This is a genomic window from Flavobacterium nitrogenifigens (assembly GCF_003254565.1).
Taxonomy (GTDB): Bacteria; Bacteroidota; Bacteroidia; order Flavobacteriales; family Flavobacteriaceae; genus Flavobacterium; species Flavobacterium nitrogenifigens.
Genome location: NZ_QJRI01000109.1, coordinates 1 through 619 on the forward strand (window position 1 = coordinate 1; position 619 = coordinate 619).

1 protein-coding gene is annotated in these 619 nt (G+C 34.7%); it reads right to left on the reverse strand.

All coding sequences use genetic code 11. From position 1 onward, the window contains the following. Nucleotides 1–619: AMP-binding protein (locus tag DM397_RS00480; RefSeq protein WP_162615432.1), on the reverse strand; the 619-nt coding region annotated here is incomplete at both ends.

The window sequence follows — 619 nt, forward strand, 5'->3', positions numbered from 1 at the left end:
TTGCGTTTGTTTTAGAAATTCTACAAACGCCTCTTTATCTTTAATGGTTTCTTCACTCGGAATACACAAAGCAGCACCACTGTACAAACTCATCATAATCTCGGATATGGAAGCATCAAAAGCTACAGAAGCAAACCAGACTACTTTATCATTTTCTGTAATGCCAAAGGTTTTAATCTGATCTAAAGACATATTAACATTACTGCTATGCTCTACCATAACACCTTTGGGCTGTCCTGTAGAACCCGAAGTATAAATAACATAGGCCAAATCACCTGACTGATTAATAGGGTCAGGATTCTCATTTCCGTACTTATATCTTTCTAAATTACATAACATCATTTCCTCTTCATCGAGAACTATCTTGCATCTGCAATCTTGTTCAATATAAGTTATACGGTCTTGAGGATAATTAACATCTATAGGAAGATATGCTGCTCCGGATTTCAATACTCCTAAAAGAGCTACAATCATTTTATCACTTTTAGCCAGCTTTACTCCCACCAGATCATCTGGCTTAATCGCATAATTTTCTCTTAAATAATAAGCCAACTGATTGGATTTTTCATTAAGTTCCTGATACGTTAATTGTGTTTGTTCAAATACAACAGCAATATTA